The following is a 14,285-nucleotide window of genomic DNA, read 5'->3' as shown; positions in this document are numbered from 1 at the left end:
GGCGGCGTTGGCCGCCCACATCGGCGAGGCCGAACAGGCGGCGGCGGCGAAGGACGGGGCATCCTTCCACGCCTGCTCCAGCACGGCGGCGTCGGAGCCGGTGAAGCCGAGGCTGCGCAGGAAGGGAATGTTCGGCCGCTCGTGCGGCGGCAGCACGAACTGGGGCAGGCCCAAGTCGGCCAGCCGCTTCATCTTGTCGAGGCCCTGCAGGACCGCCGCGCGCGGGTTCGACGCCTCGCCCTTGTTGAGGCTGGAGGCGAGATTGCCCGGCGACAGGCCCGCATAGGAATGGGTCGGCCCGATCAGGCCGTCGGCGTTGGCTTCGACGGCGCGCGAGCTCACGCCCTCAATCCCTTGATCTCGCTCTCGATATTCTTCACCGTCTCGGCCTCGAAACTGGCCACCGGATAGGCGCAGTAGTCGGCGGCGTAGTAGGCGCTGGGGCGGTGGTTGCCGCTGGCGCCGAGGCCGCCGAAAGGCATGTCGCCCGCGGCGCCGGTGGTCGGGCGGTTGAAATTGACCACACCGGCGCGGATGCGGCGGATGAAGCGCTGCCACAGGAAGGGGTCGTCGCTGACCAGGCCGGCGGACAGGCCGTAGCGGGTGGCGTTGGCCTCGGCGATGGCCGCCTCGAACGATGGGACGCGGGTCACCGACAGGAAGGGGGCGAACATCTCCTCATCGGGCACAGCGACGCCGGTGACGTCGATGATCGCCGGTTTGACGAAGGCGCCGGGCAGGTTGCCGACCGGTCCCGAGGCGCGGATCACCTTCGCGCCCCTATCGATGCGGTCCTGCAGCGCAGTGAGCGCGGCCTCGGCCGCCTTCACCGAAATGAGAGGCCCGGCGTAGGGTTCGGGCGACGAATTCCACGGCCCGAAGATCAACCGATCAACGATTGATTCCACGGCTGCGACGATGGCGTCGCCCTGCGGCCCCTCGGGCAGGATCAGGCGGCGGGCGCAGGAGCAGCGCTGGCCGGTGGTGATGAAGGCAGACTGGACCACGATCCCGGCCACGGCCTGCGCGTCGGCGGCGTCCCAGACCACAAGCGGATTGTTGCCGCCCAGTTCGAGGGCGAGGATGACGTGCGGATCGTCGGCGAACTTGCGCCGGAAGTGCGCTCCCGCCGCGCCCGAGCCGGTGAACATCAGGGCGTCGATGCCGCTGTCCAGCAGGGCCGCGCCCGTGTCGCGCCCGCCCTGCACCACATTGACGACGCCGGCCGGAAGATCGGCGGCCTCGAAGGCCTCGGCCATCAGCTGACCGGTCAGGGGAGTCTCTTCGGACGGTTTGAACACCACGGTGTCGCCGGCCAGCAGGGCGGGTACTATATGGCCGTTGGGCAGGTGGCCGGGAAAGTTGAACGGGCCCAGAACCGCAGCGACGCCGTGCGGGCGGTGACGCAGGGTGGCGTGGCCGAAGGCGGTTTCGGCCGTGCGCTCGCCGGTACGCTCGTCATAGGCGCGGATCGAGATGTCGACCTTGCCCTGCATGGCGGCGAGCTCGGCCGTGGTCTCCCACAGGGCCTTGCCGGTCTCGCGGCTGATGGCCTCGGCCATCGCCGGCGCGCGGGCCTTCAGCACGGCCTGGTAGCGTTTCACCGCGTCGATACGGTCCTGCCGCGGGCGGTCCGCCCAGTCGGGGAAGGCCGCGCGGGCGCGGTCGACGGTGGCCTGGACCTCTGCGGGCGAGGCGGCGGCGCCCTCCCAGACGCTTTCGCCAGTGGCGGGATCGATGGATCGGAACGTGCTCATGGGGTCCAGATGGGGGCTCACGACTTCACCCGCACGGTGTCGCCGGAGCGCACCTTGAGGGCCTCCGCGGTCTCGCGGTTCAGGGTCACCGTGTCGCCCTCGACCGCCGCCCGCTGGCGGACAGCCCGGAAGGCGGCGACGCTGTCGGTGGAGATCAGCGCCGGCAGTTCGGCCTCGACCTCGTCGGCGATGCGGGCGGTCAGGCGGCGGGCGTCGCGGACGGTGCGGATATTGTCGCGGTCGCAGCAGACGGTCGGGCCGGCGTCGAAGATGTCGACCAGACCGTTGGGACGGAAGCCCTCGCTCTCCAGCAGGGCCATGGCCGGCACGCCCTGCGGATGGACCTTGCCGATCACGGCCCGGGCGGGTTCCGGCAACAGTTCGACGTAGATCGGGTGGCGCGGCGACAGGTCGAGGATGAACTGCTTGTCGGTCGAGCCCGTCATGCGGTCGGCGTCGTCGAACTCCATCGGGAAGAATTTGTGCGCCACATGGTCCCAGAACGGACAGGCGCCGTCGGGCGTGAACACGCCGCGCAGTTCGGCCAGCACAGACTCGGCGAACAGCTCCGGCTGGGCGCCGATCAGCATGTAGCGCGACTGGCTGAGCAGGCGGCCCGCGCCCCCCTTGCGCCGGTCGGCCTTGAGGAACAGCGACCCGACTTCCGTCCAGCCGGTGCATTCGTTGACCAGCACCAGGGTCTGGTGGTCCAGCTTGACCCCCAGCGACGGCGACGACTGGGTGTTGTTGACCAGCCGGAACGAGAAGAAAGGGCGATCGAGGCCCACCGCCGCCTTGACCGAGCCCACGCCGTCGACGTCGCCGGTGTCCGACTCCTCCAGCATCAGGGTGTACCAGCAGTCCTGCGGCGCCAGCTTGCCCGAGAAGCTGTCGCGGCCGAGCTCGAGGCGTTCCGCCAACTGGTCGGGATCCTCGGGAAGGCTGGTGAAGCCGGGCCCGCTGAGGATGGCCAGTTCGAGCAGGTGATCGAGGTCGGCGGGACCGGCGGGGCGGACGACGAGCATGGGGTTACATCGTCTCCAGACGCAGGGACTTCAGTTTGAGGGCGTCGATCTCGCCCGAGGCGATCTTGCACAGGATCAGGGCGCTGAGCCGGGCGCGCTCGACGAAGCTGGCCGGCCAGGCGAACTCCTGGTCCGAATGGATGTCGCCGCCGAGAACGCCGAGGGTGTCGATGTTCGGCAGGCCGGCGGCGTGCAGGTTGTTGCCCTCGCAGACCCCGCCGGACGGCTTCCATACGATGCTCTGGCCGAGCAGGGCGCCTGTCTCCCGCACCGCCTCGAACAGGGCTGTCTGCGAGGCGTCCATCGGCTTGGGCGCGCGGGTCATGCCGCCGTGCAGGGCCAGCGAGAGGCCGGGGAAGGGCGGTTCCGACGCGATCTCGCGCACCGTCGCCTCGATCCAGTCCGACGCCGTCCGGTCCGGAACCCGGACATTGAAGCGGACCACGGCGTTGTCGGCGACCACGTTCAGCGGTCCGCCGCCGGCGATCTTCGCCACGTTGACGGTGACGCCTTCGCGGCGGCCGTTGAGGGCGTGCAGACGGGCGGCGAGGATGGCGGCGCCGGCCACGGCGTTGGCGCCCTCGTCGAAGGCCCGCCCGGCGTGGGCCGCCTTGCCGGTGACGATCAGATGATAGTTGCCGCTGCCCTTGCGCGCGCCCGCCAGCGTGCCGTCGGCCAGCGCAGGCTCATAGGTCATGCCGAGGTGAGCGCGCGCACCGAGTTCGGCCAGCAGCGGGGCCGAGCCGGGCGAGCCGATCTCCTCGTCGGGCGACAGCAGCACCGTCCATCCGACGCGCGCCCTGTCGGGATGGGTTTCGAACGCCTCGAGCGCCGCCAGCATGACGCTGATCCCGCCCTTCATGTCGGCTACGCCGGGACCGTTTAGAGCGCCGTCCGCGCGCGTGGTCACGGTCTGAAACGCGCTGTCGACCGGGAAGACGGTGTCGTAGTGGCCGGTCAGGACGACCTGCACCGGCGCGTCCGGGCGGATGCGGATTCGCAGGGCGTCGGCGTGGACCTCGGGCCGTACCGCACCGTCGTCGCCGACGCTGCTCGAACCGGCCGTGGGCAGGCGCCCGACCTCGGCCTGAAGCGGCGCGGCGGCGGCCTCGAGCAGATCAAGCATGCGGGCCAGCCCGGCGGCGTTGCGGCTGCTGGAGTTGACGTTGGCCCACTCGACCGCCCGGCCGACGATGGCCGTCGCGCGCGCCGCGACATGGTCGAGCACGGTCTGATCGTGGGGGAGAATCCGCATGCGGGCCGGACCCTAGCCGCGCGGGCGGCAAAGGTGAAGGCGACGCGGTATCCACCCGCCTTCCGGCGCGATAGGGTCAGGCGTCACGAGGGAGGAAACGATGACGGACTGGATCAAGGCGATGAACCCTGCGGGGGCCATCGACACCAAGGAGGCGGCGCTGGCCGCGGCCCGGCTGAGCGCCGTCGGCATGGTGCTGGGCGCGGTGCGCGACTCGGTCGGGGCCTGGTATTCCGCGAACGGGGGGGCCGAGGCGTCGCAGCGGGCGATCGAGAATCTGACCGGTCAGGTCCAGTCGCCGGAACAGGTCGCCCAGGCGGCCCAGTTCGGCTTGATGGCGGCCGGGGTCGTCATCGTGCTCCAGCTGATCCTCGCCGTAGTGCAGTGGCTGAAGCCCAATCAGGTGTTGCCCATCATCTTCCTGGCCCTCGTCGTACTGGCGCTCGGCGGCACGCTCCTGTCCCTGACCGGCTCGTCGATGCCCGGCATGGCCTCCTTGGCCCCGCCGATGTGGACCACGGTGACGACCCTGGTGCTGATGACGGCGGCCTTCTTCATGCACATCGCCGGCATCCGCGGGGCCAGCGCCCTGTCGAAATTCCGCGACGCCCAGGCCTACTGAGACCTACCGGTTCGGGCGCCGGTCCTCGCGACCGGTTCCCGGCTGGCGGGACTGGCGGCGCCAGCGGATCGACAGGCTGGCGTCGCCCTGTCCGCCGAATTTGGAGCTGACCGTCAGGTTGCGCCGCACCTGCCATTCCACGTTCACGGCTGCGCCGTTCTCGCCGCCGCCGATGATTTCCAGATAGACGTCGTCGGTCAGGTAGCGGCCGCCGGCCACAGTCAGGCTGGACGCCTCGCCGCCGAACGACAGCCGGTCCAGCCCGGCCAGTTCGCGCAGGTTGCCGATGACGTCGAAGCCGCCGCCGCCGGCCAGCGCGCCCACGCTGGCCGCCAGTTGCGCCGCCTCGAAGGCCGACAGCTGCGATGCGGATCGCCCGAACAGCACCTGGGACAGGATTTCGTCCTGCGGCAGGGCCGGGGTCGAGGTCAGGGTGATCTCGGGCCGCGCCGCCGTGCCGGTGGCGCGGATGGTGGCGGTGAGGGCGGGATCGTCCCGTGTCGCCGTCAGGTTCAGGCGGATCTGGTCGGGGCGGGTCGAAAGGGTGACCGTGCCGCGGTCGTCGAACACGAACCGCTTGCCGGCGAAGTCGTAGTCCCCGCGCACCACCCGGGCGGTCCCGCTCAGCGTCGGCTGGTTGATCGTGCCGGTGACCCGGGCGTTGACGTTCATCTCCACGTTCAGGCCGCGTCCCACCACCCGCACGTCGCCGCCGGGCGAGCGCAGGGCGATGTCGATGCCGATCTGCAGGCCGCGCGGCCGGTTCTGCTCCGCCTCCGGGATGTCGCCGCCCGGCTTGTTGATCTCGATCACGTCCATGCGGACGATGCCGGTCGAACCGGGCGGATTGGCCTGGATGCGGGCCTCGTCGATGTCGATGCGGCCGGTCAGCTGAATCTTGCCGTCTTCGGCCCGCACCACGCTGAGCGGACCGGAGGCGCGGGCCACGGCGATGTCGTTGTCGATGATGCGGAAGCGGGCCAGCGTCAGCTCGACGCTGGAGCCGGACCCCTCGCGCAGCCCGATCCGGCCATCGCCCTCGACCGTGCCTCCGGACCCGTCGGTGGCCGAGAAGCTCTCGACCAGGGCCGTGGTGTCGTCGAACCGGCTGGCCAGGGTCACGTCGCGTAGCTGCAGGCCGGTGGCGTTGTCGCGGAAGCCGCCCTGCCACAGGTCCATTCGCCCGTTGATGCGGGGCGCGGCGATCGAACCGGCCAGGGTGGCGCGGGCGTTGACGATGCCCGACAACGAGCGTTCGCCACCCAGGAACAGGTCCCAGACCGGCTGCACCTGGCCCTGTATGTCGATCTCGCCCGACATCGGCCGGGTGCGGACGACGGCCAGCCGCAGCGGCGCGGCCGAGGCCTCGACCGGCAGGGTGACGTCGGCGTTGGCCCGCACATTGCCCTCGTCCGCGACCCGGGCCTGGACCCGCAGCGTGTTGTCGAGCAGGACCGCGTTCAGCGTGCCGTCGATGGCCAGGCCTCGCGGCGCGTCGACGCTGCGCACGTCCTCCAGCGACACGTTCGCCGAGCCCGACAGGTCGTCGCCGGCGCCGCGCAGAGACAGCCGGCCCGTCGCCCGACCGCGCAGGTCGGGGGCGAGAGAGCCCAGCTCGACGCTGGTCAGATTGGCCTCGATGACGGCGGCGCGGGAATCCTGGCGCAGTTCGCCGGTCAGAACCCCGCCGCCCACGCCGAGGTCGACCCGCACGACGCGGCCGTCGCCGGCGAGGGCCACCACCGCTGGATTGCGCGTGGCGAAGGCGATCTCACGCACGCGGCCCGAGCCCCCCAGCACCACCGTCTGGGCCGCGGCCTGCCGCGAATAGACGCCGGTCCCGTCGAAGCTGACCGGCGTCCGGCCGCCGACGTCGGCCTTGAGCGTGAAGGGCAGGCGCTCCAGCGTGCCGCGGCCATTGAGGTCCAGGGTGCGGATCACCCAGCTCGATCCCGCCAGGCGGACGTTGCGGCCGGTGACGTCGAGGATGGCGGTCTCGGCTCCCGCGCCCTCGGTCAGGCGGATGCGGCCGTCCGCGGAGCCCGAGGCGAGGAAGGCTCCCGGACGGGCCGTGAAGGTCAGGTCGGCGCTGGACGGGAAGCGGTTCGACAAGGCGATGGCGCCGCGCGCCGCGACACCGCCCGCGTCCAGATCGACATCGGTCAGGCGGATGCGCTCGCCGCCGAGGTAGAAGTTTCCGCTGGCCCGGGCCGGCCCATAGTTGGAGCCGGCGACGACCGAGACCCGCCCGTCCGAGGCGTCGGCGCCGCGCCGGAAGCTGAGATCCATGGTCGCGTCGGTCAGGATCAGCGAGCCGGCGCTGACCCGGCCGAAGGCGGCCTTCAGGTCTGCGCTGGGCCGGGCCAGCGTGCCCCCGACCGTGCCGTTGCCCGTCATGGCTCCGTCGATCTCGACCGGACCGACGCCGAAGGGCCCGCGCGCGTTCCAGTTCATCGCCAGCCTCAGCCGGCCGTCGCCCTCGACGAAACCGCGCGCTGCGGCGTTTCCGTGCGCGCCGCTCAGCCGCGCCGAATCGATCGCCACCCGGCCGTCGTTCAGCGCGCCGACCAGTTGCAGCCGCGGCGTCGGGCCCAGCAGCCGGTCCAGTTCGCCGACGCCGAGCCTGAAGCCGCGCCCGCGGCCGTCGAACGTGACCTGCCAGGGCGCGCCGCTCCGGGCCATGGAGGCGGCGATGGCGCCGCCGAACGCCCCGTCCGCGCCCTTGCGCAGACGCGAGGCGTCGGTGACCTCAGCCCGGCCGCGGAATCCAAGGCCGCCCAGCAGATTGCGCCCGCCCGTGCCGGTGACCTTCAGCGCCTGGCCGGTGGCTTCGAGCCGTTCCAGCAGGAAGGCGCCGTCCGCCAGGCGCGCCGCCTCGAACTGCACGCGGGGCCTGGCTCCCAGAAGGCCGCCGACGATGCCGGCCGTCGAGCCGCCCGCCGCGCTGATGTCGCCATCGAGATCGTACCGCCCGGCGCGGGCCTGGATGTTCACCGGCCCGCGGATGCGTCGGGCGCGGTAGCTCGACAGGTTGGCGCCGAGCACGTCGATCGAGCCCCGCAGGGTCCAGTCCGTCGCATCGCCGCGGAACAGGGCCGACCACGCCGCGCCATCGCCGAGCGGGCGGCCGGCAAGCCGCGTCAGGGAGGGCGTCGAGACGTTGATGCGCACGCCCTGCGGCACGCTGTGGTCGCTGATCCGGATGAGGCCGCTGGCGCTGGAGTTGAGATTGTCGGCGACGAGCCGCCATCCAACCCCCTGCAGGCCGTCCTCGTTCCGGTCCGGCGCGGTGGCCAGGGCGAAGCGGGCGGTGCGGCCGATCCGGCGCACAAACGGGTCGAGCAGATCCGACCCGGAGAAATCGACGTAGCCGGCGATCCGGGTCTGTTCGGGGCCGTAGCGGCCCTTGATGACCAGCGGGGTGAAGTCGCCGCTCCGCACCACGGCGTCGACCACCTCGCCATTGACGATCGCGGTGGCGAGGAAGGGCTGGTCAGGCGAATAGCCCAGCGCACCGGCGATCGGCCCGCCGCGCGCCTCCTGCGCCCGCAGGTTCAGCCGGGCGTCGGCGATATCCTCGCCCATCGCCCCGGTCAGGCGCAGGAAGTCGCCCGGCCGGCTGTTGCTGTCGGCGTTGACCGTCACCCGCTTCAGCCCCTTGCGCGGGACCAGCGCCTCGCCGGCCAGCTTCCAGCGCCCGTATTCCTTGCTGAAACCCTCGAGCAGTTCGACATCGGCGGCGAACCGGTCGATGTCGACGGAAAGCGGCTGCGGGCCCGGCGGCTCCGTCTGCGGCTCGACCAGCGGCCGGCGGATCAGACGGACCACGTCGGCTTCGACGGCGGTGGCGTGGAACCGGCGCGTGATCAGGGGCCACCAATCCCAGTCGACCCGCACCTTGTGCGCCTCCAGCCACACCCCGTCGGCGTCGGTCACCGTCACCCGGTCGATGGTGAAGTCGTCGAACAGATCGCCGCGCACGCCCTCGACGTTGATGCGGCCGTAGCGGCCCAGCTTCTTGCCCGCCACGAAACTGGTCACCAGCCCGCGCCCGGAGTCCGAGAGCAGATACATTCGTCCGCCGACGGCCGTGATGAGCAACAGGGCCGCCAGCACCGCCGCGCCCATGCCGCCGAAGAAGGCGAGGGCCTGCAGCCGCGTGCGCTTCTTCCGCGCCGTCACGGCCGGCGGTTCAGGCGCTTCCGGTGGGGGCGGCGCCTCGGTCAAAACGCCTGTCCGATGCTGACGTAGACCTGGAAGTCGGCGTCGCCGTCGCGCTTGTCGAGCGGGAAGGCCACATCGGCGCGGATCGGGCCGAACGGCAGTCTGTAGCGCACGCCGAAGCCGGCGCCGTAGCGCAGGTTGTTGAAGTTCGGCGTCTCCTGGAAGCCGATCGCGCCGGCGTCGATGAAGGCCACCGCCTGGAATTTCCGGAACAGGTCGCGCCGCACCTCGACGGACGCCTCGAACAGGCTCAGGCCGCCGCGCGGCGTATTGTCCGGCAGGCGCGGACCGACCCCCTGATATTCGTAGCCGCGCACAGAGCCGCCGCCGCCGGAATAGAACAGACGGTCCGACGGCACGGTCAGCTCGGCGCCGCCGAGGATGGATCCGAGCCGCACCCGGCCGGCGAGAACGGTCTTCGCATTGTCCTGCACCGGCAGATAGGCGGTGACCTGGGCCTCGGCCCTCAGGAACAGGGTGGTGTCCTCGCCGGTCACCGCCGTCGGCTGGGCCGAGGCGGTCACGCGCCAGCCGGTGGTCGGATCGAGGGGATCGTTCGAATAGTCGAGGTAGGCGCTGGCCCGGCCGGTGAGAATGACCAGGTCGCGCTCAAAATTGATCGGCAGCTGGGTGACCGGATCGAAGCGGTTCTCGTCGTATTTGCCCGCGTCCAGGCCCAGGCCGTAGCTGAACCAGGAGGTCTTGCCGACGCGCTGCTGGAGATCGGCGGCCGCGGCCACGGCGGTCCGGCGATAGGCGTCGGTGTCCTCGTTCAGCACCGCCGCCGAAAGCTTCAGCGTCTGGCCCGGCTTGCGCCAGTGCGGCAGACGAAGGTCGACGCCCAGCCGGCTGTCGACGTCGGCCGCCCGCGCCTGCCACACCAGGGTGTCGGCCCGGCCGAACCGGTTGTGCCAGGTCCACAGCAGATCGACGCCGGAACCCTCGGCGGTGGAGAAGGTCGCGCCCGCCTCAAGAATGCGCCTCGGGCGGTCGGTCAGGGTGACGACGATCGGCCGGTTACCGTCTGCATTGGTTTGATCCGCGGGCGCGAGGGCCACGCCGACGCCGTCGTAGACGCCGGTTTCCAGCAGCCGGCGCTCCAGCTCGGCCACGTCTTCGGGGTCGTAGACCTCGCCCTCGGACCACGGGGCCAGACCGGCGACCCAGTTCGGGTTGGTGGGGCCACGGGTTTCCAGCCGCACCCCGTCGAGGCGCACCAGCGGCCCGGCGACAATGTTGTAGGTCGGCGATACGGTCAGGGCGGCGTGGTCGACCACGACCCGGCGGGGATCGGCCCGGGCGTCGGCATGGCCGCGCCGGGTCAGGCCGGCCACGAGCCGTCCCTCGGCGGAGATGACGTCCACCGCCCGGCCGGGGTCTCCCGCCTTCAGGCCGATATCGCCGCGGACTTCCTCGACCAGCGGCGGCGCAGGCGGCGGCTCGGCCCAGTTGACGATCGGCTCGGTCAGGACGAATCGGGGGCCCGGCGCGATATCCACGATGGCAACCGGCGTCTCCTCGCCCTCGACCACGTCCTCGAGCACCGGCTGGTAGTAGCCCTCGGAGCGCAGCAGGGCCTCGGCCGCCTCGAGCGCGCCGCGCGCGCGCCGGCGGGCCTCGAACCGATTCGAGGGCGGGCCGTCGACCTCGCCGATCGCCCGCTGGATCTGGGCCCGCAATTCGGCGTCCATCTCGCCCCGAACCTCGGCGCGCGGGTCCGCGGCGGCGGCCGAAGCCAGCAGCGCGAACCCGGCCACGCTGGAAAGAAACAGGGCGGGCCTCGGCGTCAAACTGGAACCTTCGTCAGCGGCTTGGTCAGCGGGCGGGCGCCCCCTTCGATTGGCGGCGCGTGCACATTCGCATCCGCCGGCGGCGCCAATGCGGCGCCGCCCTGCTGGTCACCTCAGTAGAACAGCGTCTCGCTGTCGGGCTGGACCGATTCCTCCGAGGTGCGCTTCTCCGCGGGCGCGGCTTCATTCGGCGGGGTGTCGGTGGCGCTGGGGGCCGCGATCGGCTCCTGCGCGGTTTCCGCGGACGGCGCGACAGGCTCTGCCATCGGCGCGTCCAGCACTTCGGGCTCGGCAGGGCGCGGGTCGTCGCAGGCGGTCAGGGCGACCGCGCCGGCCATGGCGACAAGGGTGAAAAGGCGATTCATCTGGCAGCTCCCCGGATCGGCGTTCCAACGCGCGGCGGTATAGCCTGTTCCATAGCCAAGATCGCGCCTGCGGTCATCACGCGCGGCAACCAATCCTTTTCCAATTCGCGCGAAGGTGGCGAACTGGAGGGACTTCTATGACGGCGACCGCCTACGCCATGGTTTCGCAGGTGCGTTACCGGGAACTGACCACCCGTATCGCGCTCGCCGCGTTCATCGGCGCCACGGCCTGGGTGGTGACCCCGACGATCTGGCCGCTGGCCTGGTTCGGCGCTGTTCTGGCGACGCAGGCGATCGACTGGGCTGTTTTCCGCCGGTTCCGCCTCGATCCGGCCTGGTCCCCGGACCTTCCCTATCTGGTGCTGTGCTGCGCGACCACGGTCCTGAGCGTCGTGGTCTACGCCGGCATCACGGCCTACCTCTGGTTCGAGGGCGGGGAGGCCGGACGGATCTTCGCGATGGTCCAGTGCGCCGGAGGGCTGCTGCACGTCAGCCTGCACATGCACCACGTGAGGCCGATCCTGATCTCGGCCGTCGCCTCGCACGCCGCCTTCTTTCTCGGCCTGCCGGTCTTCGGGGCGGTGTCGGCGGGCAATTGGTACGAACTGCTGATCGCCATCGGAGGCGTGCTCTACATGAGCCATCTCGTCGTCGCCGTGCGCCAGAGCTCGATGACCACGACCGCGCTGCAGGCGGCCAGGGACGCCGAGCAGCGCGCCCGGCAGAAGGCCGAGGTGGCCAGCGCCGCCAAGTCCGACTTCCTCGCCGTGGTCAGCCACGAAATCCGCACACCAATGAACGCCGTGATCTCGGCCGCCAACCTGCTGCGACAGACGCGGCTCGACACCCGTCAGCGTGAGCATGTGTCGATGCTGATCGACGCCGGCGACGTGCTGATGGGCCTGCTCAACGACGTGCTCGACTTCTCCAAGATCGAGGCCGGCAAGATGGAGCTGGAGAGCGCCGAGATGATCGTGCGCGAACGGCTGGCGATGCTGAACCGCCTGTGGGAGCCGCGTGCGCGCGCCAACGGCGTCCGCCTGACCCTGCGTGTCGATCCCGCCGCGCCGGAAGCGGTCAGGACCGACCCTCTCCGCTTCCAGCAGATTCTGTTTAACCTGCTCTCGAACGCGGTGAAGTTCACCGCGCATGGCGAGATCGTCGTCTCGGTCGACTGGGACGGCGCCCGCCTGTCGGTGGCGGTGTCCGACACCGGCTGCGGCATCCCCGCCGCCCGTCTGGCCCAGGTGTTCAACAGCTTCGAACAGGCGGATGTCGGCACCACCCGCCACCATGGCGGCACCGGCCTGGGTCTGTCGATCAGCCGCAAGCTGGCCGAGATCATGGGAGGAGAGCTGACGGTCGCCAGCACCGAAGGGGAGGGGTCGACCTTCACCCTCGTGCTGCCGGTGGAGGCGGTCGCGGGCGAGGCGGCGCGGCCGGAGCGCGCGGTCGAGATGGAGGGGTCCCTGCGGGGCCGATCGATTCTCGCGGCCGACGATCATGAGGTGAACCGGCGCATCCTCACCCTGCTGCTGGAGCCGCATGGTTGCCGCCTGACGCTGGTCGAGAACGGCGCCGAGGCGGTCGAGGCGGCCGCGAGGGAGCCGTTCGACGCCATCCTGATGGACATGCAGATGCCGGTCATGGACGGGCTGGAGGCGACCCGCCGAATCCGTCAGGGTGCGGTCAACGGGAGGACCCCGGTGGTCGCCCTGACCGCCAACGCGCTCGACGTCCACCGCGCCGCCTGGGACGCGGCCGGCGTGCACGCCTTCCTGACCAAGCCGATCGACCCGGTCATCCTCGCCCGGACGCTCGCCGAGGCCTGCGCCGCCGAGGGCCGGGAGGCCGAAGCGGTCGCCTGAGCCGGCCTGTCTTCAAATCCAGCGGACGAGCGCCTGATCCAGCGACAGGGGCGGCCGCTCCGGCTCCGGGGTCGCCGCCTCGCCATCGAACCGCGGCGCGGTCGCCGGCTGGACCACCCCCTGTTCCACGAAGGTTCCGCGCGCCGCATTGTGCGGATGGCGCGGCGCCTCGGCCGGAGTCAGCACGGGCGTGACGCAGGCGTCAGTCCCGGCGAAATGGGCCGCCCAGTCGTCGCGGTCTCGTGTGGCGAAGATGGCGGCGAAGCGGTCGTGCAGCCGTACCCACCCGGCTAGGTCGAACTGCGGCGCCTCGGTCGCCGGGATGCCGAGCCCTTGCAGCAGCGCCGCGTAGAACTGCGGCTCCAGCGCTCCCACGGCGACGAACCGGCCGTCGCGGCAGGCGTAGCAGCGGTAGAAGGGCGCGCCGCCGTCCAGCAGGTTGGCGCCCCGCGCCCCGGCCCACAGCCCGCGCGCGCCCAGGGCGTGAAACAGGCTGGTCAGCAGGGCCGACCCGTCGGTCATGGCGGCGTCCACGACACGGCCGCGCCCGGTGCTCCTCGCCTCCAGCAGGGCTGCGAGCACACCGGTGACCAGAAGCATGGCCCCGCCGCCGTAGTCGCCGACGAGGTTCAGCGGCGGGCGCGGCGGCCGGTCTGGTTCGCCCATCATAGACAGAGCCCCCGACAGGCCGATGTAGTTGAGATCGTGGCCGACCTGCCGCGACATCGGCCCCGTCTGGCCCCAGCCGGTGACGCGGCCAAACACCAGACGCGGATTGCGGGCGGTGCAGACCTCCGGCCCCAGTCCGAGCCGCTCCATCACCCCGGGCCGGAAGCCTTCGATCAGGGCGTCGGCCGAGCCGATCAGGCCGAGCACCCGGGCCAGGTCGGCCGGATTCTTCAGGTCCACGTCCACGGCGGAGCGGCCCCGGTGCAGCACTTCGCCGCCGACGTCGGTGAAGGCCGGCGCGCCGGCGGCGGCGCTGCGGGTCAGCCGCAGCACGTCGGCCCCCAGATCGGCCAGCACCATGCCCGCGAAGGTCACCGGGCCGAGACCGTCGAACTCAAGGATTCTCACGCCGGACAAAGGTTTCATGGCTTTTCCCTAGCCGTCAGGCCCGTGACCGTCGAGGCGACGCTTGACCCCGGCCGCGCTTTGCAACAGAAGGCGCGTCGCGGTCCGCGAATGCGGGCCCTGATGGTGTGCGTCCTTAGCTCAGTTGGTTAGAGCATCTGACTTTTAATCAGAGGGTCCTCGGTTCGAGCCCGAGAGGACGTACCACCTCCCTTTCCGGAACAAGCCCCCGGCGGTCCCGTTGTCGAGAGACAGCGAAGGAGGCCGCCCATGCCGCATCAGAACGTCCATTCCTCCAAGGCCAC

Annotated in this window: 10 protein-coding genes and 1 tRNA gene; 3 read left to right on the top strand and 8 right to left on the bottom strand. The window is 71.2% G+C overall.

Translation table 11 applies throughout. The annotated features are described in order from the left end of the window. The 4 genes from VGD32_RS11880 to VGD32_RS11865 all read right to left on the bottom strand — a co-directional run. Positions 1–342, bottom strand: a 342-nt coding sequence (locus tag VGD32_RS11880; protein WP_331032095.1) for an N-succinylarginine dihydrolase, incomplete at its 3' end; no start/stop codon positions are given. Beyond that, positions 339–1,757, bottom strand: a complete 1,419-nt coding sequence (gene astD / locus VGD32_RS11875) for a succinylglutamate-semialdehyde dehydrogenase (protein WP_331032094.1) — start codon at positions 1,755–1,757, stop codon at positions 339–341. The genes astD and VGD32_RS11880, both read right to left, overlap by 4 nt. A gap of 17 nt (positions 1,758–1,774) precedes the next feature. After that, a complete protein-coding gene (locus VGD32_RS11870) occupies positions 1,775–2,782 on the bottom strand; it encodes an arginine N-succinyltransferase (RefSeq protein ID WP_331032093.1) in 1,008 nt (335 codons plus the stop codon). 4 nt (positions 2,783–2,786) lie between these two features. After that, positions 2,787–4,037, bottom strand: a complete 1,251-nt coding sequence (locus tag VGD32_RS11865) for a hydrolase (protein WP_331032092.1) — start codon at positions 4,035–4,037, stop codon at positions 2,787–2,789. A 100-nt stretch (positions 4,038–4,137) separates the two neighbouring features. Here VGD32_RS11865 and VGD32_RS11860 point away from each other — a divergent pair, with 100 nt between their 5' ends. Then, positions 4,138–4,659, top strand: a complete 522-nt coding sequence (locus tag VGD32_RS11860) for a hypothetical protein (RefSeq protein ID WP_331032091.1) — start codon at positions 4,138–4,140, stop codon at positions 4,657–4,659. A gap of 3 nt (positions 4,660–4,662) precedes the next feature. Here the strand turns inward: VGD32_RS11860 and VGD32_RS11855 are convergent, their stop codons facing one another. The 3 genes from VGD32_RS11855 to VGD32_RS11845 form a co-directional block, all read right to left on the bottom strand. After that, positions 4,663–8,886 (bottom strand): translocation/assembly module TamB domain-containing protein, encoded by a 4,224-nt coding sequence (locus VGD32_RS11855; protein WP_414644418.1) that lies wholly within the window; start codon positions 8,884–8,886, stop codon positions 4,663–4,665. Continuing rightward, positions 8,883–10,673: an autotransporter assembly complex family protein gene (locus VGD32_RS11850; RefSeq protein ID WP_331032089.1), complete on the bottom strand. Its 1,791-nt coding sequence runs from the start codon at positions 10,671–10,673 to the stop codon at positions 8,883–8,885. Before VGD32_RS11850 ends, VGD32_RS11855 begins: the two co-directional genes overlap by 4 nt. Positions 10,674–10,786: 113 nt before the next feature. Then, positions 10,787–11,038: a hypothetical protein gene (locus VGD32_RS11845; RefSeq protein WP_331032088.1), complete on the bottom strand. Its 252-nt coding sequence runs from the start codon at positions 11,036–11,038 to the stop codon at positions 10,787–10,789. Positions 11,039–11,175: 137 nt separating this feature from the next. Here VGD32_RS11845 and VGD32_RS11840 point away from each other — a divergent pair, with 137 nt between their 5' ends. Then, positions 11,176–12,906 carry an ATP-binding protein gene (locus tag VGD32_RS11840; RefSeq protein WP_331032087.1) on the top strand — a complete coding sequence of 577 codons (1,731 nt, stop codon included), beginning with the start codon at positions 11,176–11,178 and terminating at the stop codon, positions 12,904–12,906. Between the two features lie 12 nt (positions 12,907–12,918). Here the strand turns inward: VGD32_RS11840 and VGD32_RS11835 are convergent, their stop codons facing one another. Next, positions 12,919–14,001: a CaiB/BaiF CoA-transferase family protein gene (locus VGD32_RS11835; protein ID WP_331032086.1), complete on the bottom strand. Its 1,083-nt coding sequence runs from the start codon at positions 13,999–14,001 to the stop codon at positions 12,919–12,921. Positions 14,002–14,110: 109 nt separating this feature from the next. Between VGD32_RS11835 and VGD32_RS11830 the strand changes: the two genes are divergently transcribed. Further along, positions 14,111–14,187, top strand: a tRNA-Lys gene (locus tag VGD32_RS11830). Positions 14,188–14,285 lie beyond the last annotated feature (98 nt).

The sequence above is a fragment of the Brevundimonas sp. genome (assembly GCF_036402095.1).
Taxonomy (GTDB): Bacteria; Pseudomonadota; Alphaproteobacteria; order Caulobacterales; family Caulobacteraceae; genus Brevundimonas.
The sequence above is the reverse complement of the archived record's forward strand: the minus strand, read 5'-3'. Positions and strand labels throughout refer to the sequence as shown.

Excerpts from the sequence above, each read along its gene's own strand:
- astD (WP_331032094.1), bottom strand. The coding sequence starts at position 1,757 with ATGAGCACGTTCCGATCCATCGATCCCGCCACTGGCGAAAGCGTCTGG.
- VGD32_RS11870 (WP_331032093.1), bottom strand. The coding sequence starts at position 2,782 with ATGCTCGTCGTCCGCCCCGCCGGTCCCGCCGACCTCGATCACCTGCTC.
- VGD32_RS11865 (WP_331032092.1), bottom strand. The coding sequence starts at position 4,037 with ATGCGGATTCTCCCCCACGATCAGACCGTGCTCGACCATGTCGCGGCG.
- VGD32_RS11860 (WP_331032091.1), top strand. The coding sequence starts at position 4,138 with ATGACGGACTGGATCAAGGCGATGAACCCTGCGGGGGCCATCGACACC.
- VGD32_RS11845 (WP_331032088.1), bottom strand. The coding sequence starts at position 11,038 with ATGAATCGCCTTTTCACCCTTGTCGCCATGGCCGGCGCGGTCGCCCTG.
- VGD32_RS11840 (WP_331032087.1), top strand. The coding sequence starts at position 11,176 with ATGACGGCGACCGCCTACGCCATGGTTTCGCAGGTGCGTTACCGGGAA.
- VGD32_RS11835 (WP_331032086.1), bottom strand. The coding sequence starts at position 14,001 with ATGAAACCTTTGTCCGGCGTGAGAATCCTTGAGTTCGACGGTCTCGGC.